Origin of the sequence: Pseudoalteromonas sp. SG44-5 (assembly GCF_014164175.1) — a bacterium.
GTDB classification, from domain to species: Bacteria; Pseudomonadota; Gammaproteobacteria; order Enterobacterales; family Alteromonadaceae; genus Pseudoalteromonas; species Pseudoalteromonas nigrifaciens.
Genome location: NZ_JACJES010000021.1, coordinates 34,380 through 54,090, shown reverse-complemented (window position 1 = coordinate 54,090; position 19,711 = coordinate 34,380). Strand labels below are relative to the sequence as shown.

20 protein-coding genes are annotated in these 19,711 nt (G+C 40.1%); all 20 read right to left on the bottom strand.

Going from position 1 to position 19,711, the window contains the following annotated elements:
• Nucleotides 1-578 precede the first annotated feature (578 nt).
• Nucleotides 579-1,937, bottom strand: a complete 1,359-nt coding sequence (gene glmU, locus H5079_RS15555) for a bifunctional UDP-N-acetylglucosamine diphosphorylase/glucosamine-1-phosphate N-acetyltransferase GlmU (RefSeq protein ID WP_086996480.1) — start codon at nucleotides 1,935-1,937, stop codon at nucleotides 579-581.
• A 297-nt stretch (nucleotides 1,938-2,234) separates the two neighbouring features.
• Entirely contained in the window at nucleotides 2,235-2,657 is a 423-nt protein-coding gene (locus H5079_RS15550) for a F0F1 ATP synthase subunit epsilon (protein WP_011329625.1), read from the bottom strand.
• A gap of 14 nt (nucleotides 2,658-2,671) precedes the next feature.
• Nucleotides 2,672-4,057, bottom strand: a complete 1,386-nt coding sequence (gene atpD / locus H5079_RS15545; protein WP_011329626.1) for a F0F1 ATP synthase subunit beta — start codon at nucleotides 4,055-4,057, stop codon at nucleotides 2,672-2,674.
• Between the two features lie 33 nt (nucleotides 4,058-4,090).
• Complete coding sequence (atpG, locus tag H5079_RS15540; RefSeq protein WP_011329627.1) at nucleotides 4,091-4,951, bottom strand: F0F1 ATP synthase subunit gamma; 861 nt, start codon at nucleotides 4,949-4,951, stop codon at nucleotides 4,091-4,093.
• A gap of 60 nt (nucleotides 4,952-5,011) precedes the next feature.
• Complete coding sequence (gene atpA / locus H5079_RS15535; RefSeq protein ID WP_011329628.1) at nucleotides 5,012-6,553, bottom strand: F0F1 ATP synthase subunit alpha; 1,542 nt, start codon at nucleotides 6,551-6,553, stop codon at nucleotides 5,012-5,014.
• A 14-nt stretch (nucleotides 6,554-6,567) separates the two neighbouring features.
• Complete coding sequence (atpH, locus tag H5079_RS15530; protein WP_011329629.1) at nucleotides 6,568-7,101, bottom strand: F0F1 ATP synthase subunit delta; 534 nt, start codon at nucleotides 7,099-7,101, stop codon at nucleotides 6,568-6,570.
• Nucleotides 7,102-7,117: 16 nt separating this feature from the next.
• Nucleotides 7,118-7,588 carry a F0F1 ATP synthase subunit B gene (gene atpF / locus H5079_RS15525; RefSeq protein WP_011329630.1) on the bottom strand — a complete coding sequence of 157 codons (471 nt, stop codon included), beginning with the start codon at nucleotides 7,586-7,588 and terminating at the stop codon, nucleotides 7,118-7,120.
• Nucleotides 7,589-7,629: 41 nt separating this feature from the next.
• Nucleotides 7,630-7,863 (bottom strand): F0F1 ATP synthase subunit C, encoded by a 234-nt coding sequence (atpE, locus tag H5079_RS15520; RefSeq protein ID WP_011329631.1) that lies wholly within the window; start codon nucleotides 7,861-7,863, stop codon nucleotides 7,630-7,632.
• A 59-nt stretch (nucleotides 7,864-7,922) separates the two neighbouring features.
• On the bottom strand, nucleotides 7,923-8,780 hold the full coding sequence (atpB, locus tag H5079_RS15515; protein WP_011329632.1) for a F0F1 ATP synthase subunit A: 858 nt from the start codon (nucleotides 8,778-8,780) through the stop codon (nucleotides 7,923-7,925).
• A gap of 14 nt (nucleotides 8,781-8,794) precedes the next feature.
• Nucleotides 8,795-9,175: an ATP synthase subunit I gene (locus H5079_RS15510; RefSeq protein ID WP_011329633.1), complete on the bottom strand. Its 381-nt coding sequence runs from the start codon at nucleotides 9,173-9,175 to the stop codon at nucleotides 8,795-8,797.
• A 142-nt stretch (nucleotides 9,176-9,317) separates the two neighbouring features.
• Nucleotides 9,318-10,244: a ParB/RepB/Spo0J family partition protein gene (locus H5079_RS15505; RefSeq protein WP_086996472.1), complete on the bottom strand. Its 927-nt coding sequence runs from the start codon at nucleotides 10,242-10,244 to the stop codon at nucleotides 9,318-9,320.
• A gap of 20 nt (nucleotides 10,245-10,264) precedes the next feature.
• Nucleotides 10,265-11,050, bottom strand: a complete 786-nt coding sequence (locus tag H5079_RS15500) for a ParA family protein (RefSeq protein ID WP_011329635.1) — start codon at nucleotides 11,048-11,050, stop codon at nucleotides 10,265-10,267.
• Nucleotides 11,051-11,064: 14 nt separating this feature from the next.
• Entirely contained in the window at nucleotides 11,065-11,685 is a 621-nt protein-coding gene (gene rsmG, locus H5079_RS15495) for a 16S rRNA (guanine(527)-N(7))-methyltransferase RsmG (RefSeq protein ID WP_011329636.1), read from the bottom strand.
• Nucleotides 11,686-11,700: 15 nt separating this feature from the next.
• A complete protein-coding gene (mnmG, locus tag H5079_RS15490) occupies nucleotides 11,701-13,590 on the bottom strand; it encodes a tRNA uridine-5-carboxymethylaminomethyl(34) synthesis enzyme MnmG (RefSeq protein ID WP_011329637.1) in 1,890 nt (629 codons plus the stop codon).
• A 426-nt stretch (nucleotides 13,591-14,016) separates the two neighbouring features.
• Nucleotides 14,017-14,466 carry an FMN-binding protein MioC gene (mioC, locus tag H5079_RS15485; RefSeq protein WP_182684426.1) on the bottom strand — a complete coding sequence of 150 codons (450 nt, stop codon included), beginning with the start codon at nucleotides 14,464-14,466 and terminating at the stop codon, nucleotides 14,017-14,019.
• 1,035 nt (nucleotides 14,467-15,501) lie between these two features.
• Entirely contained in the window at nucleotides 15,502-16,866 is a 1,365-nt protein-coding gene (mnmE, locus tag H5079_RS15480; RefSeq protein WP_086996465.1) for a tRNA uridine-5-carboxymethylaminomethyl(34) synthesis GTPase MnmE, read from the bottom strand.
• 135 nt (nucleotides 16,867-17,001) lie between these two features.
• Nucleotides 17,002-18,636, bottom strand: a complete 1,635-nt coding sequence (gene yidC / locus H5079_RS15475; RefSeq protein WP_011329640.1) for a membrane protein insertase YidC — start codon at nucleotides 18,634-18,636, stop codon at nucleotides 17,002-17,004.
• 8 nt (nucleotides 18,637-18,644) lie between these two features.
• Nucleotides 18,645-18,920, bottom strand: coding sequence for a membrane protein insertion efficiency factor YidD (gene yidD, locus H5079_RS15470; protein WP_011329641.1), 276 nt, complete (start codon nucleotides 18,918-18,920; stop codon nucleotides 18,645-18,647).
• Between the two features lie 128 nt (nucleotides 18,921-19,048).
• Nucleotides 19,049-19,471, bottom strand: a complete 423-nt coding sequence (rnpA, locus tag H5079_RS15465; protein WP_011329643.1) for a ribonuclease P protein component — start codon at nucleotides 19,469-19,471, stop codon at nucleotides 19,049-19,051.
• A 7-nt stretch (nucleotides 19,472-19,478) separates the two neighbouring features.
• Nucleotides 19,479-19,613, bottom strand: a complete 135-nt coding sequence (rpmH, locus tag H5079_RS15460) for a 50S ribosomal protein L34 (RefSeq protein WP_004335215.1) — start codon at nucleotides 19,611-19,613, stop codon at nucleotides 19,479-19,481.
• Nucleotides 19,614-19,711 lie beyond the last annotated feature (98 nt).

The window sequence follows — 19,711 nt, the reverse complement described above, 5'->3', positions numbered from 1 at the left end:
AAGAACGTTTTGAGTCGCTTTAGCGTCTCAAGGGATGCGTATAATACATCCTTTATTTTTCGAGTCAACACTTAGTTTTAAACTTTCTTTCGACAATTTAAAACCGAAGTTTTATTTAACTCTCTGAGTAGTTGCTGCCTTGCTATGCATCGGCGTTTCCCTTCTCAGTGGGGTCGCATTATAGGGATAAACGAGTGAGGGTCAACACTTTATTTCCGCTTTATGACAATTAAATGAATATTGTATAAAAGGCATACAAACAAAGGCTTGCAATGAAGTTTAAGCTTAAAAAAGCACCAAATAAATGGCAGTAATAGGGAAGTTATAGTTACGCTAGGTAGAAGGTAGGTTGTTTAGTTTAAATGTTATGTTTAAATAATTAAATGCGGCTTAGTTATAGTACTTTACTGAGTAGCTCTAAATAAATTAAGAGCCGGTACTTTGCACCTTTTAAGGTTTAGCAAAATACTCAGTTAAATATCTGATGTAGAGTAGGGGGCTCATATCGTTCAGACAATAAAAAAGCGAGTTAATAACTCGCTTCTATCTACTTATACTTTTTAACTAAATATAAGTCGTTATTTTTTAACTGGGCGTTTCCAGCCATCTAAATTACGCTGTTTGCCTCGAGCAATAGCTAGTTGCTCATCTGCTACTGTATTCGTAATAACAGAGCCTGCACCAATTGTTGCCATTGCACCAATATTTACGGGTGCAACAAGCGATGAGTTAGAACCAATAAAGGCATTGTTGCCAATAATGGTTTTTGCTTTATTAACGCCGTCATAGTTACAGGTAATAGTACCCGCGCCAATATTAACCTTTTCGCCAATTTCAGCATCACCTAGGTAACTTAAGTGATTAGCTTTAGAGCCTTTACCTAAACGGGTTTTTTTCATTTCGACGAAGTTACCAACATGTGAGTCTTCTTCCATAATGGCACCTGGACGAAGGCGGGCATAGGGACCAAGCGTACATTTAGCAGCAACTGTTGCATCTTCTATGAGTGTATTAGCTTTTATTATAACGTTATCGCCAATGCTGCAGTTTTTGAGCACACAGTTTGGTCCAATTTCCACGTTATGACCTATAGTCACTTTGCCTTCAAAAATCACGTTTATATCTATTAGTACATCTTCACCGGTGGTGACTGTTCCGCGAACATCTATACGGGCAGGATCGGCAAGTGTTGCCCCATTAAGCATTAATTCTTGTGCTTGCCATGCTTGGTACGCACGTTCAAGACCAGCTAGTTGTATACGATTATTAGCGCCTTCTACTTCCATTGGGTGATCTGGCTGAGCTGATGTAATTTCGACACCTTCGCTATGCGCCATTGCCACTATGTCGGTTAGGTAATATTCGCCTTGTGCATTATTGTTAGATAAGTTGCCTAACCAGCTTTTTAGCAATCGACCATTAACGGCCATAATACCGGTATTTACTTCGCTAATAAGTAATTGCTCTGGGCTGGCATCTTTTTGCTCAACAATACCCACTAACTTGCCATCAACACGTAGCATACGTCCGTAACCATTTGGATTGGCTAAATTTACGGTTAATACCGCTAAACCATGTTTAGGTGTCGCAGCTAATAAACGTTCAAGCGTTGATTGCTTAGTTAAAGGCACGTCACCGTATAAAATCAGCACTGTATCATCGTCATTAACATGAGAGTTGGCTTGCGCTACTGCATGACCCGTACCTAACTGCTCAGCTTGGAGTACCCAATTTACGTTGTTGTTGGCCAGTTGTTGTTGTAATAGTTCGCCACCATGACCGTAAACTAAGTTAGTAGTAGTTGCACCTAGTGCTTTTGCGTTATCAATAACGTGCTGCACCATAGGTTTGCCAGCCACTTTATGAAGAACTTTAGGTAGCGCTGAGCGCATGCGAGTACCTTTACCCGCTGCAAGAATAACCGTTGTTAGAGACATTAAAACAATTTCCTTTTTTCGTTGTTTTAGCTAAATAAGCGCGTACTGGTGCACAGTAGATTATGTAAATCACATCATGTGCAAATACTCAGTAGCTTAATTACTGACTACTGAATCTTGGCTGAAACACTCAGACACTTCAATGGCGTTATTGTAACGGGGATTAGTGATGGATATAAGTAACAAGGGATAAATAGTGAGCACAAAAAGTAAATTTATAATTTTTATAACATTGCTGATTTATATTACAGGCACAAAAAAGCCCACGTTATGTGGGCTTTTAAAAACCAGATAGGCTTACTTTTTACGTAATTGCTGAATAATGCGTAGCTGAGCAATTGCTTCAGCTAGTTGCACTGCGGCTTGATTATAATCAAGTTCAGCAGATGCACCTTTCGCCATTTGAGCTTCAGCGTCACGTTTAGCAGCTTCTGCAGCTTGCTCGTCAAGGTCTTCACCACGAACAGCTGTATCAGCAAGAACAGTCACTAGATTAGGTTGTACTTCTAATGTACCGCCAGCAATGTAGATGAACTCTTCTTCACCAAATTGCTTAACTAAACGTACCATACCAGGTTTAAGGGCAGTAAGTAGTGGAGCGTGACCAGCATTAACGCCTAACTCACCTTCACTACCAGTAACTTGAATCGATTCAACACGGCCAGAGAACAAACTCTGCTCTGCGCTTACTACATCAAGATGTACAGTCATAGCTGCCATACTCCCCTCCTAAGTTACATGCTTTTGGCTTTTTCTTGAGCTTCTTCGATAGAGCCAACCATGTAGAACGCTTGCTCTGGCATGTCATCAAATTCACCGTTTAAGATGCCTTTAAAGCCAGAAATTGTATCTTTTAGTGATACGTATTTACCAGACGCGCCTGTAAACACCTCTGCCACGAAGAATGGCTGAGATAGGAAACGTTGGATTTTACGTGCACGAGATACAAGTTGCTTATCTTCGTCAGAAAGCTCGTCCATACCTAGGATTGCAATGATGTCTTTAAGTTCTTTATAACGCTGAAGAACTGTTTGAACGCCACGTGCTGTATCGTAGTGCTCTTGACCAATTACTTGTGGGTCAAGTTGACGTGAAGATGAATCAAGTGGGTCTACCGCTGGGTAGATACCAAGTGACGCGATATCACGCGAAAGTACTACAGTTGCGTCTAAGTGAGCAAAGGTAGTTGCTGGAGATGGATCCGTTAAATCATCCGCAGGTACGTATACCGCTTGGATTGAAGTGATTGAACCCGTCTTAGTAGAAGCAATACGCTCTTGTAATACACCCATTTCTTCAGCAAGTGTAGGCTGGTAGCCTACCGCTGATGGCATACGACCAAGAAGTGCAGATACTTCTGTACCAGCAAGTGTGTAACGGTAGATGTTATCTACGAAGAAAAGTACATCGCGACCTTCGTCACGGAACTTTTCAGCCATAGTAAGACCTGTTAACGCTACGCGTAAACGGTTACCTGGAGGCTCGTTCATCTGACCGTATACAAGCGATACTTTATCAAGTACGTTTGAATCGTTCATCTCATGGTAGAAATCGTTACCTTCACGTGTACGCTCACCAACACCGGCGAATACTGAGTAGCCGCTGTGCTCGATTGCGATGTTACGGATAAGTTCCATCATGTTTACGGTTTTACCAACACCGGCACCACCGAATAAACCAACTTTACCACCTTTAGCGAATGGACATACAAGGTCGATAACCTTGATACCAGTTTCTAAAAGCTCAACTGAACTTGATTGCTCTTCGTAAGTAGGCGCTGCACGGTGAATAGACATACGGTCTTCTTCGCCGATTGGGCCAGCTTCATCGATTGGCTCACCAAGTACGTTCATGATACGACCAAGTGTTGCTTTACCAACTGGAACTTGAATCGACTCACCTGTATTCATTACCGAAGCACCACGACGCAAACCGTCTGTAGTACCCATAGCGATAGTACGTACCACACCGCCACCTAACTGTTGTTGAACTTCTAGAGTCAACCCAGTTAAATCGCCATCTGTTACTCTTAGCGCGTCATATACGGCTGGCACGTTGTTTTGTGGAAATTCAATATCCACAACGGCACCGATAATTTGGACGACCTTACCTAAACTCATGTCTATTCCTCTCGTTAATCTTTGCCTGAAGCATTAAACTGCTGCTGAACCAGAACAAATCTCACTAATTTCTTGTGTGATTGCTGCTTGGCGAGCTTTGTTATAAATAAGCTGTAACTCATCCATAAGGTCGCCGGCATTGTCTGTTGCAGCTTTCATTGCAACCATGCGGGCAGCCTGCTCAGATGCAGCATTTTCAACTACACCTTGGTATACTTGAGACTCAACAAACCGTACTAACAACGCTTCTAAAATAGCGTCTGGGTTTGGCTCATACAAGTAATCCCATGTGTGGGCAGATACTTCTTCTTCAGCTTTTGGCAAAGGGAGTAACTGATCTACTGTTGGCTCTTGCTTCATGGTATTTACAAACTTGTTGTATACCAAGAATAAACGGTCAATTTTACCTTCAGAGAATGCATCAAGCATTACTTTTACAGGACCAATTATATCCTGAATTGAAGGTTTATCTCCTAAGCCTGCTTTTTTAGCAAGGACTTGACCACCAAAGCGTTGGAAGAAACCAGCAGCTTTACTGCCTAAAGTTGCAAACTCTGCGCTTACACCTTTTTCTTTCCATGCTTTAATATCTAGTGCAACTTTTTTAAACTCATTTGAGTTTAAACCGCCACACAGACCACGGTCTGTAGAGATAACAATATAACCAACTCGTTTTACTTCACGCTCTTCTAAAAAAGGGTGGGTAAAATCAAGATTTGCCTGAGCAACACGACCAATCACTGTGCGTAATTTTGCAGCGTATGGACGGCTTGTAGCAACGCGTTCTTGCGCCCTTTTCATTTTAGACGCAGCAACCATTTCCATTGCGCTAGTGATCTTTTGAGTATTTTTAATACTACCGATCTTGCTTTTAATCTCTTTTCCGCTGGCCATGACTCTCTCTCCGAATCAAGGTGTGCTTTAGTTTCCTAAAGCGCACCATTAATAACTATATTACCAAGTTTGCGTAGACTTGAACTTCGTTAGAAGTTCTTTAAGTTGCGCTTCGATCTCGGCGTTGTAGTTACCAGTTTCATTGATTTGAGCCACAAGCTCTGCGTATGTGCTATTTGCATACGAAAGTAAAGCCGCTTCAAAATCCATGATCTTAGCGATCTCGATATCTTGAAGGAAACCTTTTTCAGCAGCAAATAACGACAAAGACATTTCAGCAACAGACATTGGCGCGTACTGTTTCTGCTTCATTAGCTCTGTTACACGCTCACCATGCTCAAGTTGAGCACGAGTTGCATCATCAAGGTCAGACGCGAACTGCGAGAACGCAGCTAATTCACGGTACTGAGCTAGGGCTAGACGAATACCGCCACCTAGTTTCTTAACGATTTTAGTTTGTGCAGCACCACCAACACGCGATACCGAAATACCAGCGTTTACTGCCGGACGGATACCTGAGTTGAATAGGTCAGTTTCTAAGAAGATTTGACCATCGGTGATAGAGATAACGTTAGTCGGTACGAACGCAGAAACGTCGCCGCCTTGAGTTTCAATGATTGGCAATGCCGTCAATGAACCAGTTGTACCTTTCACTTCACCATTAGTGAACTTTTCAACGTATTCAGCGTTTACACGCGAAGCACGTTCTAAAAGACGAGAGTGAAGATAGAATACGTCACCTGGGTATGCTTCACGACCTGGTGGGCGCTTAAGTAGTAATGAAATTTGACGATAAGCAACTGCTTGCTTAGACAAATCATCATATACGATTAAAGCGTTTTCACCGCGGTCACGGAAGTATTCACCCATAGTACAGCCCGCGAACGGTGCTAAGTACTGAAGTGCCGCTGATTCAGAAGCAGATGCAACAACTACGATAGTATTTGCTAATGCACCGTGCTCTTCTAATTTGCGAACTACGTTAGCAATAGTAGATGCTTTTTGACCAATCGCAACGTACACACACTTAACGCCTGTGCCTTTTTGATTGATGATTGCATCGATTGCTAGTGCAGTTTTACCTGTTTGGCGGTCACCAATGATAAGTTCACGTTGACCACGACCAACTGGAATCATCGCATCGATAGATTTATAACCAGTTTGTACTGGCTCATCTACAGATTTACGCTCGATTACACCTGGTGCAATTTTTTCTACAGGTTCAAACCCGTCATTATCTAGCGCGCCTTTACCATCGATCGGAGCACCTAGTGTGTTAACAACACGACCAAGTAGACCAGGACCAACAGGCACTTCTAAAATACGACCAGTTGTATATACTTTTACGCCTTCAGTAAGATCCGCGTACGGACCCATTACTACTGCACCAATTGAGTCGCGCTCAAGGTTTAGTGCGATAGCATAACGGTTGCCTGGAAGCTCAATCATCTCACCTTGCATACAGTCAGCTAGACCGTGGATGCGGATGATACCGTCTGTAACAGATACAATAGTACCTTCGTTACGAGCTTCACTTACAACTTCGAACTGCTCAATACGTTGTTTGATCAGATCTGAAATTTCAGTGGAATTAAGTTGCATGCTCTTTTTCCCAATTACGATTGTAGTGTTGTGGCTAAGCGGTTTAATTTACCGCGAATAGAGCCGTCGATTACAGTGTCACCCGCCTTAATAATAAGGCCTCCAACTACTGCTGCGTCTTCACTACAATTCAGCTTAACTTTGCGTGCGAAACGTTTTTCAAGTGCCGCTACCAATGACTCTTGTTGCGCTGCAACAAGAGGGGTTGCCGAAATCACATCAACGTCGATTTCTTTGTCGTATTCTGCTTTAAATTTAGCAAATAACTGTGCAACTGCTGGTAGTGCGATCAAACGTCCATTTTCAGCCATCACCTTAACTAGGTTCTGACCTTGTTCGTTGAGCTGCTCAGCACAAATTTGAATAAATAATTCAGCTTGTGTAGTAGCAGTAGGCATACCCGCTAGAAGCGCAGATGCTTTTTCATTGCTAGCAACGTGGCCAGCAAAAAATAACATCTCGTTCCAACTTTCAATAGTGCCTTTTTCAACGGCAAGTTCAAAAGCCGCTTTAGCGTATGGGCGAGCGATAGTAGTCAATTCAGACATGCTCATACCCTCCTAGTTACAGCTCAGCGACAAGTTTTTCAACGATGTCACTATGTGCAGCTTGATTAATTTCACGCTCTAAAATTCTCTGTGCGCCAACCACTGCCAGAGTTGCTACTTGCTTACGTAGCTCTTCTGTCACACGGTTACGCTCTGATTCAATTTCAGAGTGCCCTTGAGCAATGATTTTTTCACGCTCTTGTTGACCACGAACTGTCTCTTCGTCAACAATTAGCACAGCACGCTTTTTAGCTTGGTCTATGATATCAGCCGCTTGAACTTTGGCATCTTTAAGCTGTTCTGCAGCTTTCTTTTGCGCTAGTTCTAAGTCTTTTTCGGCTCTATCAGAGGCAGCTAAACCATCTTCGATTTTTTTCTGGCGAGCTTCAATTGCACCGTTTAGTGGTGGCCATACGAACTTCATACAAAAAAGTACGAACACCGTAAACGCAATCAATTCACCGATAAGAGTGGCGTTTAAATTCACAACCGCTCCTCCTTAAATAGTAAGCTGTTCAAAAAATAAAATTAAAGTACGAACAACAATACCATAGCGATACCAACACCAATCATTGCTACAGCATCGATTAGACCAGCAAGGATAAACATTTTAACTTGTAGCGAAGGTGCAAGCTCAGGTTGACGCGCACATGCTTCAAGGAATTTACCGCCCATGTTACCAAAACCAACTGCTGTACCGATTGCACCGAAGCCAATTAGTAAAGCTACTGCGATGTACTTAAGACCTAATACTAGTTCCATTTTTTTCTCCAAAGTTTCAATTGTAATTAAAGTTAAATATTAAAGGTAAAGATTATAAATTAGTGATTATCTGAACTTGCCATGCTTAGGTAAACAATGGTCAGCATCATAAATAAGAATGCTTGCAGTGTAATAACTAAGATATGGAATACTGCCCATACAAAGTGCAGTGGTAACTGCATAAAACCAATTGCGCCAATCAAGATGAAAATCAATTCACCTGCATACAAGTTACCAAATAAACGTAGTGCTAACGAAAATGGCTTAGAAACCAATGCGATAAGCTCAAGTAACAAGTTGAAAGGAATCAATAAAATTTGCACAAACACGTTATTAGAGCTAAACGGGTGAAGCGTTAGTTCTTTAATAAAGCCGCCAATGCCTTTGATTTTTATTGCAAAACCAACCATTAAAATAAATACACCCAGCGCAAGTGCAGAGGTCATATTAATATCGGTAGTCGGTACAATTTTCATGTACACGTCGTGTGAGTCCATACCGAATGCTGTTTCACCAACGAAACCTGCAAATGATGGTAAAAAGTCAACCGGGATTAAGTCCATTAAGTTCATTAAGAACACCCAAACGAATATCGTTAGGGCTAATGGCGCAATAAGCTTACTTTTACCGTGGAAGGTATCGCGTACGTTGTCGCCAACGAACTCAACGATAATTTCAATAAAACACTGAAATTTTCCTGGTACACCAAGTGTTGATTTTTTTGCGGCACTACGGAAGATCCATAAAAATATTAGACCTAATCCGATAGACCATGCGAGGGTATCCACATGCCATGTCCAGAATCCACTATCCGCACATGCTTTATTGAAGGCTAAACCGGCATCGGTCGAACACATCTTCGCATTGGTCAAGTGGTGCTGAATATGGCTAGATAGAGTAACTTCTTCTGCAGCCATGTTATATCCCAAAGTTAATGTTTAAAAAAAACGGGTGCAAACAATCCAGTAAACAACACCAACACATAAGCACTAAAAAAAGGCAGTAACACTACCGGGTAAAGCTTTAGTATTAGCGCGAACAATATGATTGTTAGCATAAATTTTAGTCCGTTGCCGCGTTTTAACGAGGCATACGCTTGATTTGCTTTACTCGCACCCATATATCTGAATGCGTAGAGGGCAAATACTAAGTGGGGGAGTACTGCTACGGTGCCTCCAGCAAATGCTGATAGCCCGGCATTTATTCCCCAACCTAAAAAAATAATTACTGTAGTAACTAACGCTACTACTCCCTGCAGAAGAATTAATTTCAATGCGGCAAGCCTATACGGTCTTGCTAACTTATTCGTCACGTTTAGTTAACCTTAATGGCGTTCTAATTGTCAGGGTATGAAAACTGGCGAAATTATACTTAATCCTGCCAGTTTTGCAACTTGAGTAGCTGTATTGTGGTGTAAAATAACGACAATTGTCTCATTTTAGACATGTTATTTATTAATGCTGGGAATAGTCTTGGTTGATACGGTTTAAAATGCCATCTAATTCATCAAGGTTTGTGTAAGAAATAACCAACTTACCTTTGCCTTTTTTGTTATAGTTTATTTCTACTTTGGCACCTATGTTTTCAGCGAGTTGTTGCTCTAACTGTTTAACATCTGGATCTTTTTCTGTTGCTTCTTTAGCGGCTACAGGCTCTAAAATTGAACGTACAAGCTTTTCGGTTTCTCGCACTGTAAGTGCTTTAGCCACAGCTAAACGCGCCGCATCAGATTGCGTATCTCCCTCAAGCGCTAATAAACAACGAGCGTGGCCCATTTCAATATCGCCGTGTTCTAACAATGTTTTTACGTCATTATTTAAATTATTTAAACGCAATAAATTAGTCACTGTAGTACGAGATTTACCAACGGCATCGGCTACTTGTTGATGCGTTAATTCAAACTCATTTAGTAAACGGTTTAAAGCAACCGCTTCTTCCATGGCATTTAAATCTTCACGCTGAATATTTTCTATTAAAGCAATAGCAACCGCAGCTTCATCGGGTACATCTTTAATAATACAAGGTACAGTATCAAGCTTAGCAATTTGCGCTGCACGCCAACGACGTTCACCGGCAATAATTTCATAGCTATTTTGAGCAATAGGGCGCACTACAATTGGCTGAATAATGCCTTGCGCACGAATTGAACTAGCTAACTCTTCTAATGCTTCTTCCGACATATCTTTACGCGGTTGATATTTACCCGAGTGTAAAAATTCGATCGGTAATTTTTGTAATTCGCTTTGTTGAGATTGCGTTACATTGTGCATAATGTCAGTTGTATTTGACGAATTTTGCTCATTGCTACTTGTTGGTGCAGGTTTTGATGAACTTAACAGCGCATCGAGTCCTCGGCCTAAACCTCTTTTTTTAGCAGACATATTATTTTTTTACCTCAAAGTTAGGCGACAACTGGCGTTGTTTTTTCTTTTCTGCGTAACATTTCACCAGCCAGTGCTAAATATGCTTTAGCACCACTTGATGCCCGGTCATAATACATCGCTGGTGCACCAAAACTTGGTGCCTCGGCTAAGCGAACATTACGCGGGATCACTGTGCGGTAAACTTTATCGCCAAAATGTTGTTTTAATTGTTCTGATACATCATTAGCTAATCGATTACGCGGATCGTACATAGTACGAAGTATGCCTTCAATTTGTAGCTTAGGATTAACTAACTTGGCAAGTTGCGTAATGGTGTCCATTAATGCGGTTAAACCTTCTAACGCATAATATTCACATTGCATAGGGACTAAAATAGAGTCGGCTGCAGCCATGGCATTTACTGTTAACATATTTAAAGAAGGAGGGCAGTCGATAAAAATGAATTCATATTGGTCTTGAATTTTTTCCAGCGCATTACGCAAACGTACTTCGCGGGCAAATAATTCCATTAATTTTACTTCTGCAGCGGTTACATCACCATTTGCAGCAATCATATGATATTCACCAGAGGTTTCTTTAATTATAACCTCTTCAATTGGCTTGTTTTCTATCAGCAAATCGTAAATAGTTGGCACGTCGCCATACTTATCTACGCCACTCCCCATAGTGGCATTACCTTGCGGATCGAGATCAATTAACAACACTTTTCGTTTTGTTGCAGCCATAGATGCAGCGAGGTTAACAGCGGTTGTAGTTTTACCTACACCACCTTTTTGATTTGCTAATGCGATGACTTTTGCCACAGTGTCTCTGATCCCTAGTCTTTAGAAAGAATAATTAAATGTCGTTGTGCATCTAAATTAGGTACTTCTAATGCAATTTTTTGCTCAAACTTAACGCCAGTCGGTAATGACTCTAGCTCTTCGCTAGGGAACACACCTTTAAGGGCAATAAATTTTCCTGAATGATCAATTAAGTGTCCACACCAGTCAACCATATCTTGCAATGAAGCAAATGCGCGACTGAGTACACCATCTAATTTAACACTTGGCTGATATTCTTCAACTCTTGACTGCACCGGAGTGACGTTATCAAGTCCTAGCTCATGTTTAACATGCATTAAAAAACGTACACGTTTACCTAAACTATCAAGTAACACAAAATGAGTGTTAGGTAATGCAATTGCTAATACAATACCAGGTAAGCCAGGGCCAGTTCCTACATCAATATAATGATGACCGGGTAAATGAGGTGCAACAACTAAGCTGTCCATTATGTGCTTAACCATCATTTCTTCAGGTAAGCGTACTGAGGTTAAATTATAAGCTTTGTTCCACTTAGTTAATAACTCAACGTAACGAACCAGCTGTTGCTGTTGTTTTTCGGTTAGCGCAATATTAGTTTGCGCTAACAATGTAGTTAATTGTTGCTGTAACACTAGGTACCCTCGCCGTTATGCAGATTTGCGTAACAAGCCTTGCTTCTTCAGATACACCAATAATAACGAAATCGCCGCTGGGGTGATACCAGAAATACGCGAAGCTTGACCAATAGTGTCTGGACGAGCATCAATCAGCTTAGCAACAACCTCATTTGATAAACCCGATACGGTTTTATAATCAAACTCTTTTGGTAAAATTGTTTGCTCATGGCGTAACTGTTTATTGATCTCATCTTGCTGGCGCACAATATAACCTGCGTACTTTGTATGGATCTCAACTTGTTCAAGCGCGGCTTGATTAGTAAATTCAGATCCTAAGCCGTCAATTGCCATTAGATCGTTATAACGAATTTCAGGACGACGTAATAATTCCTCTAAACTAGCTTCACGCGTTAATGGCGTTTTTAGCAATGCATTAACTTGATCTATCATTGTATGATCTTTGTGGATCCAGGTATCTTTAATACGCTGTTTCTCTTTAGCGATCACTTCCATTTTTTCGTTATATGCCTGCCAACGCTCATCATTCACTAAGCCTAATTCGCGGCCTTTTTCAGTTAAACGAATATCGGCATTATCTTCACGTAATAATAAACGGTATTCAGCACGGCTAGTAAACATACGATAAGGTTCTTTCGTTCCCAAAGTAGTTAAGTCGTCAATAAGTACACCCACATAAGCTTCGTCACGACGTGGAGTCCAAGACTCTTTACCCTGAACTTTTAAAGCAGCATTCATACCTGCAATTAAACCTTGAGCACCTGCTTCTTCATAACCGGTAGTACCATTTATTTGGCCCGCAAAAAATAAGCCATCAATAAATTTAGTTTCTAATGAACGTTTTAAATCGCGCGGATCAAAAAAGTCATATTCAATAGCATAACCAGGACGACAAATATGAGCATTTTCAAAGCCAGTAATAGATTGCACAATTTCAATTTGCACATCAAACGGTAAACTGGTCGAAATACCATTTGGGTATAACTCATATGATGTTAAACCTTCTGGCTCAACAAAAATTTGATGTTTATCTTTATCAGCAAAACGAACAATTTTATCTTCAATAGAAGGGCAGTAGCGCGGGCCTATGCCTTCAATAACACCACCATACATTGGCGAGCGATGTAAGTTTTTACGAATAACATCATGGGTCTTTTCATTAGTAAAGGTGATGTAACACGGTATTTGTTGTGGGTGATCACTTGGTTTACCCATAAATGAAAATACCGGTATAGGCGTATCACCTGCTTGTTCTTGCATTTTACTAAAATCAACAGTACGGGCATCAATACGTGGTGGAGTACCGGTTTTTAAACGATCCACTCTAAAAGGTAATTCACGTAAACGATCAGCCAATGCAATTGAAGGAGGATCGCCTGCACGACCACCTTTAAAGTTTTCTAAACCTATATGTATTTGGCCACCTAAAAAAGTACCTACGGTTAGCACAACACTTGGAGCACTAAAACGTAAACCCATTTGGGTAACCACACCAGTAACACGATCGTTTTCAACAATAAGATCATCACACGATTGTTGAAAAATCTTTAAGTTATCTTGGTTTTGCAATGTTGTTTGAATTGCCGCTTTGTACAAAGCGCGATCAGCCTGTGCTCGGGTTGCACGAACGGCTGGGCCTTTTGAAGAATTAAGTGTGCGAAATTGGATCCCGCCTTTGTCAATGGCCTGTGCCATTGCACCACCTAGAGCGTCAATTTCTTTAACTAAGTGACCTTTGCCAATGCCACCAATTGCTGGGTTACATGACATTTGACCAAGGGTATCCATATTGTGAGTTAGCAGCAGGGTATTCATCCCCATACGTGCGGCTGCCAATGCGGCTTCAGTGCCAGCATGTCCACCACCTACTACGATAACGTCAAAATTTTCGTGAAAAATCATTAATGGGATCCTACTTAAATCAAACCAGTAAACTTCAAAAGGGAGCGTATTCTACCTAGAATTTAGCAGAAGATAAATGATTAACAGCGGTCAAGATCTAAGTGTGTGATCTCTAATAATATAAAGGATCTTTTAAAGAGATCTTTTATTACTATTACTACTACTGAAGCACTTTTCTGTTGATAAGGTTTAGATCTTTATTTAAAACATGCGATTAGATCAGATCTAAAGTTGTGAACATGATCGGATCATCCAGCGAATAAGCTCTGATCAAAAAGGCACTTTATGCACAGGGCAATATCAACCGGATCTTATCCAATGGATAAGCATAGCTATAAATGCAGTTTAATCAGTGTTTATCCACAAAAACTATTAAATTATTAGTAAATTGTGGGTAACTTTAATTTTGTTTTTTAGCTTGATCTATTAATTTAAGCCTGTTTTAGCTAGCCAAGAGTCAAGCCAGGCCAGTGCAGTATCCTCTGGTAGCGCTTCATCAAGAATATTAAGCTCTAAGCGTTCGGCTACTCTAAGTGCACCTTTTTGTGCTAATAACTCATCTATATTGCGCCCAGCAAGGTTATAAGTATCGTAACTGGTATCGCCTAAACCAATGACTGAGTATTTTATATTAGATAAATCATCAGCTTGTATTAAATCGTCAATAAAGCTAATCAGATTTTCAGGGTAATCCCCTGCACCATAAGTGGATGTACATATTAACCAAATAGTATTTTGCTGATCTATATCGTTAAATACAGGTTGTTCATGTAGTTGCGTACTAATACCTTGAGCATTAAGTTGATCAGCTAATTGTTCTGCAACATATTCAGCGGATCCCATTTGGCTGCCAATAATAATATTTACTGCACTCATTAATTTTTGTGATCACATAGCTTTTAATTACCGCTCATAATAACTGAGTTTGTATAACAGTAAAGTTAAGAGTGCTTTTTTGTATAACTATTTTAGCTGTAATTTTAGCCTTGGTTACTTATAACGACTCAAGTTGTTGATTAAATAGGGTTTAACAAATAATCTTTAAATGTAATCTTCTGATAAAGTTGTTGATAACAGTGGGGGAAGCTCTGTTTAAAGCCACTTTTTTATTTATGATTGATCGCTAAGTTATTGATTTAAAGAATATGAAAATGCTTAAATAGAGCTTATTAAGCAATAATATATACCCTGATCATAATGTGGATAGAATGCCTGTTGATAAGTGCTATTTAGATCATAAAATAAATTTAAATGAGATCAAATAAAGCTGATCTTTTTATTAAATGAGTCAATTAACAGTAAATAGTTAGTTTTAATGGCGGATCTAGGATATTTACTTAGTTAAATACGGAAATTTAAGTCTCTATAAAAGGTAATAAAGGCTAATTGTGGATAACTGATCTGAGATTATTTATTTTTTCAGCGCAGATCATCATTAATTTTAGCTAACTTGGCCGACCAAAAATATAATTCACGCTTACTTGGTGTTGTGTTGCTCTACTCAATTTTATAAATATGCGTAATTTAGAGTCAATAAAAGCCTAAAATAGGCTCCTATATTGAATGAATTATAAACATATATTGCAGCTCTTAAGCTTAATTAAGGCTATTTTAATAGGAAGTATTACCATAATAGCCACCGTAAAATTGATCCACTGCAGTTAAAATAGCAGTCTGTTTTGTAAAAAACAGACTGCATTAATGCTATAAATTAGCCGTTTTATAGCTATTAAAGTGGCATTATTTTTAGTTAATAACGACATTACTCTAACAAATAAAGACTGGCCAGCTCTTATCAGGCATTAATATTAGCGCAATAAAGCTGTTTTTAGGGAGGAAGTATGTAGTGAAAGCAGGGGATTTTGACAATAAAAAAGAGCCTCTAGGGCTCTTTAAAATATATTTGGCAACTTATTTACCAATACAAAACGAGCTAAATATTTTTCCAAGTAGGTCATCTGAGGTGAATTCACCGGTAATTTCGTTTAGATATTGCTGGGTTAAACGCAATTCTTCGGCGAGTATTTCGCCCGCTATATGCATTTCTAACTGAGCTTTACCTGTATCTAAGTGGTACGCTGCATGCTCAAGCGCATCAAGGTGGCGGCGACGTGCCATAAAGCCGCCTTCTGTTGCACCATCAAAACCAATACAGGCTTTTAAATGCTCGCGAACCAGCTCAATACCATCGGCATTTTTAGCACTTAAACTGATGACCGGGTATTGCTGATTTTGCTCCATACCAACAACATCGCCCGATAAATCGGCTTTATTTCTAATCACTGTAACCCCTAATCCAACGGGTAATTTAGCCATAAATTCTGGCCAAATTTTATGGGGATCAGTATCAATAGTGTCGGTTCCATCAAGCATAAACAGCACTCGGTCAGCTTGGTTTATTTCATCCCATGCGCGCTCAATACCTATTTGTTCTACTAAATCAGGGCTTTCACGCAGACCTGCTGTGTCTATAATATGCAGTGGCATGCCATCTATATGTATATGTTCACGTAGTACGTCACGTGTAGTGCCGGCAATTTCGGTTACAATAGCGGCTTCGCGCCCAGCAAGGGCATTTAATAAGCTTGATTTACCCGCATTAGGGCGACCGGCAATAACAACCCGCATACCTTCGCGCATTATGCTGCCTTGCTTAGCTTGATCGGTTACCGTATTGAGCTGGGCAATAATGGCATCTAAATCGCCAGAAACTTTACCGTCAGATAAAAAATCGATTTCTTCATCGGGAAAATCAATTGCGGCTTCTACGTACATACGCAAGTGAATTACTTTTTCTACAAGTGTTTCTATGTGCTTAGAAAATTCACCTTGAAGAGACTGTAGGGCACTTTTAGCGGCTTGCTCTGAGGTTGCATTAATTAAATCGGCGATGGCTTCTGCTTGTGTTAAATCAAGCTTGTCATTCATAAATGCACGTTCAGAAAACTCCCCAGGCTTTGCTAAACGAACGCCCTCTATTTTACTAATTTCTTTAAGTAACATATCCAGTACTACAGGACCGCCGTGGCCTTGTAGTTCAAGTACATCTTCACCAGTGAATGAGTTAGGGCCGGCAAAGTAAATGGCAATACCTTGATCAAGTTGCTCGCCAGCAAGGCTTTTAAATGGCACATAATCGGCGTAGCGAACTTTAGGTATTTTACCTACTACTTTTTCGGCAACACTTTTAGCAAGGCTGCCTGAAACGCGAATAATACCAACACCACCACGTCCGGGGGCTGTTGCTTGTGCTGCAATTGTGTCTTGATTGATCATGCTATTAATTTGCCAACAATGAGTAACTTTATGGCGGTATTGTAACCTATGGATTTATTTGTAGCGAATAGCTGTGGTGAAAAACAGGTAATAAAAAAGGCGACCGAAGTCGCCTTTATATAAGTAGGAGCTTAATTAGCCTCTTACTTTAATACCTTTCTTTTCCATGCCGCGGTAGATGATGAGCATCTGGACAATAGAAATAAGGTTAGACACTAACCAGTAAAGAACTAAACCAGATGGGAACCATAAGAAGAACACAGAGAAGATAACCGGCATAAAGGTCATCATTTTTTGCTGCATTGGATCGGTAACCGTCATAGGCTGTAATTTTTGCGTAATAAACATACTGGCGCCAAATAAGATTGGTAACACGTAGTATGGGTCTTTCGCAGAAAGGTCAGTTAGCCAAAAAATAAATTCAGCGTGGCGAAGTTCTGTTGATTCTAAGAACACGTAGAACAAGGCTAAGAAAATAGGCATTTGTAGCAAAATAGGGAAACAGCCACCCATAGGGTTCACTTTTTCTTTTTTGTACATTTCCATTGTGGCTTGGCCGAATTTTTGACGGTCGTCACCAAATTTTTCTTTAAGCGCTGCCATTTTAGGCTGAAGGGCACGCATTTTAGCCATTGAAGTATATTGCGCTTTAGTCAGTGGGTACATTAACGACTTAACGATAATAGTAATGGCAATAATAGCCACACCCCAGTTACCTAAAATACTGTGTAACCACTTTAACAATACAAATAAAGGTTGTGAGATAAACCATAACCAACCGTAATCTACGGTTAAATCTAAATCTGGGTGAATAGCTTCAAGTACATCAGACTCTTTAGGGCCCATATAATAAGTCGCAGTAAGTGTTTGCTCACTACCAGCTTGAATATTAACCGCTTCGTCTTTAACACCAATGATGGCAGCATTACTCTTAGTAATTAAACTATAAAGTGTATTTGACTGATCCTGCATTGGAACCCAAGCACTTACAAAGTAATGTTGAATAAACGCAACATAGCCACCAAGTGTAATTTTATTTAGGTTTTTGTCAGCCATATCTGAAAAACTGTACTTTTCGTACGGGTCATCATCAGTACCGTATGCTGCACCTAAATAGTTTTGATCAACCATGCTGCCTTTGTCTTGTACAGTGCGCTTAACTTGTGTGTAAAGCTGTACTTGAAGTGGCGTGCTAGTGGTGTTGTTAATTGTGTATTCTAAAGCAACATCATATTGACCTTTTTTGAATACATAGGTTTTTGTAAAGTTAACACCATTACTATCAGTAAACTGTAGCGGCACTCTAAGCTCATCACCCGTTAAAGTGTATGACTTTTGCTCTACGTGGTAAGTTGGGCGACCTTGTGCAGAAGCATCAGGACCATTTAAGCCAATTAAACCACTTTGTGAAAAGTATTGTTTACCATCAAACTCACCAAGCAGCATATAAGGTGTTTCACTGCCTTTAGTTTCTTCATATTGAAGTAAGTAAGTTTCAACAATATCACCGCCTCGGGTATCAATTTTAACTTTGAAAACATCTGTTGTAATTTCAATTACAGAGCGTTTTGCTAAAGTTGCTGAGGCAGGTAACGCAGAGTCAGATGAAGTTGGTACATAATCTTCTGATTCTGATGATGTTGGGTTTAATGTTTGTGTGGTGGCACTCGGATCGGCTTTTGGCGTGTTGTAATCAGTATTCCATTCTTGAAATAATAAAAACGACACCAGCATCAGGCCAATGAATAAAAACGTGCGTTGCGATTCCATAACAGCTCTTATTTCTCGTGTTGGTGGTTAATATGGGTTAATTTTTCAGGAACGGGGTCGTTCCCACCTGAATGTAAAGGATGGCATTTTAATATGCGTTTAACTGCTAACCAACTGCCTTTTACTGATCCATGCAAATTAATTGCTTGAATAGCGTAACTAGAGCACGTTGGATTAAAACGACAATGCGGACCTAATAGCGGGCTAATCCACTTTTGATAACCGCGGATAAATAAAACTAAACAATACGTTGGCAAAGCAACAAGTGGTTTAAGTAACCTCATGATATATATGCTCCTACGTAAGTTTAGTAAATAGATACCATGTATTTAAAGACTCAATATGAGATTTCAAATGCATGATTAAAAGGTGAGCTAAAGATACCTTAATTAACCCTGTAATTCTATTGCTATTAGGTCTGTTTATTTGATTTAACTGATTTATTAGGGCGCTTTTTAAAAGGTGGTGGTTTGGGCGCACCCGGTTTGCAGCGCTCATTAATTTTACGCCACAACTTGGTCAGTTGTTTGGTTAATTCTTCATTAGACTGCTCATCAATACCACTTTTAACCATAAGCACAATATCTATATTGTCGATGTTGTGTTTATTTAAACGAAAGCATTCGCGAGCTAAACGTTTAATACGGTTACGTTGACATGCCTTTTTAACTCGTTTTTTAGCAACAGTAAGTCCTAACCGAGGTTGATCTTGGTCATTAGGTTTAGCTAAAAGAGTAAAGAAAGGAGTTGCAGCCCGGGCGGGTTCATTAAATATGCGAGAGTAATGCGAGGGAGTTAACAGACGTAACTCCCTGCCAAAGTTAAAGTCTTCCACTTATAAATTAAGCAGAAAGAACTTTACGGCCTTTAGCGCGGCGACGAGCTAATACTTTACGGCCATTTACAGTTGCCATGCGAGCACGGAAACCGTGAGCACGTTTGCGTTTTAAAACGCTTGGTTGAAAAGTTCTTTTCATAACAATCTCTTCCGATCGGTTAAAGTTAAAACATCCTATGCAGGTCGCGATCCTGGCACAGGTGCCATTGCGAGCGCGAGATATTATAGATGAAGTGT

Bases quoted from the DNA above. Each gene is read 5' to 3' on its own strand.
- glmU (WP_086996480.1), bottom strand. From the start codon at position 1,937: ATGTCTCTAACAACGGTTATTCTTGCAGCGGGTAAAGGTACTCGCATG.
- H5079_RS15550 (WP_011329625.1), bottom strand. From the start codon at position 2,657: ATGGCAGCTATGACTGTACATCTTGATGTAGTAAGCGCAGAGCAGAGT.
- atpD (WP_011329626.1), bottom strand. From the start codon at position 4,057: ATGAGTTTAGGTAAGGTCGTCCAAATTATCGGTGCCGTTGTGGATATT.
- atpG (WP_011329627.1), bottom strand. From the start codon at position 4,951: ATGGCCAGCGGAAAAGAGATTAAAAGCAAGATCGGTAGTATTAAAAAT.
- atpA (WP_011329628.1), bottom strand. From the start codon at position 6,553: ATGCAACTTAATTCCACTGAAATTTCAGATCTGATCAAACAACGTATT.
- atpH (WP_011329629.1), bottom strand. From the start codon at position 7,101: ATGTCTGAATTGACTACTATCGCTCGCCCATACGCTAAAGCGGCTTTT.
- atpE (WP_011329631.1), bottom strand. From the start codon at position 7,863: ATGGAACTAGTATTAGGTCTTAAGTACATCGCAGTAGCTTTACTAATT.
- atpB (WP_011329632.1), bottom strand. From the start codon at position 8,780: ATGGCTGCAGAAGAAGTTACTCTATCTAGCCATATTCAGCACCACTTG.
- H5079_RS15505 (WP_086996472.1), bottom strand. From the start codon at position 10,244: ATGTCTGCTAAAAAAAGAGGTTTAGGCCGAGGACTCGATGCGCTGTTA.
- mnmG (WP_011329637.1), bottom strand. From the start codon at position 13,590: ATGATTTTTCACGAAAATTTTGACGTTATCGTAGTAGGTGGTGGACAT.
- mioC (WP_182684426.1), bottom strand. From the start codon at position 14,466: ATGAGTGCAGTAAATATTATTATTGGCAGCCAAATGGGATCCGCTGAA.
- mnmE (WP_086996465.1), bottom strand. From the start codon at position 16,866: ATGATCAATCAAGACACAATTGCAGCACAAGCAACAGCCCCCGGACGT.
- yidC (WP_011329640.1), bottom strand. From the start codon at position 18,636: ATGGAATCGCAACGCACGTTTTTATTCATTGGCCTGATGCTGGTGTCG.
- yidD (WP_011329641.1), bottom strand. From the start codon at position 18,920: ATGAGGTTACTTAAACCACTTGTTGCTTTGCCAACGTATTGTTTAGTT.
- rpmH (WP_004335215.1), bottom strand. From the start codon at position 19,613: ATGAAAAGAACTTTTCAACCAAGCGTTTTAAAACGCAAACGTGCTCAC.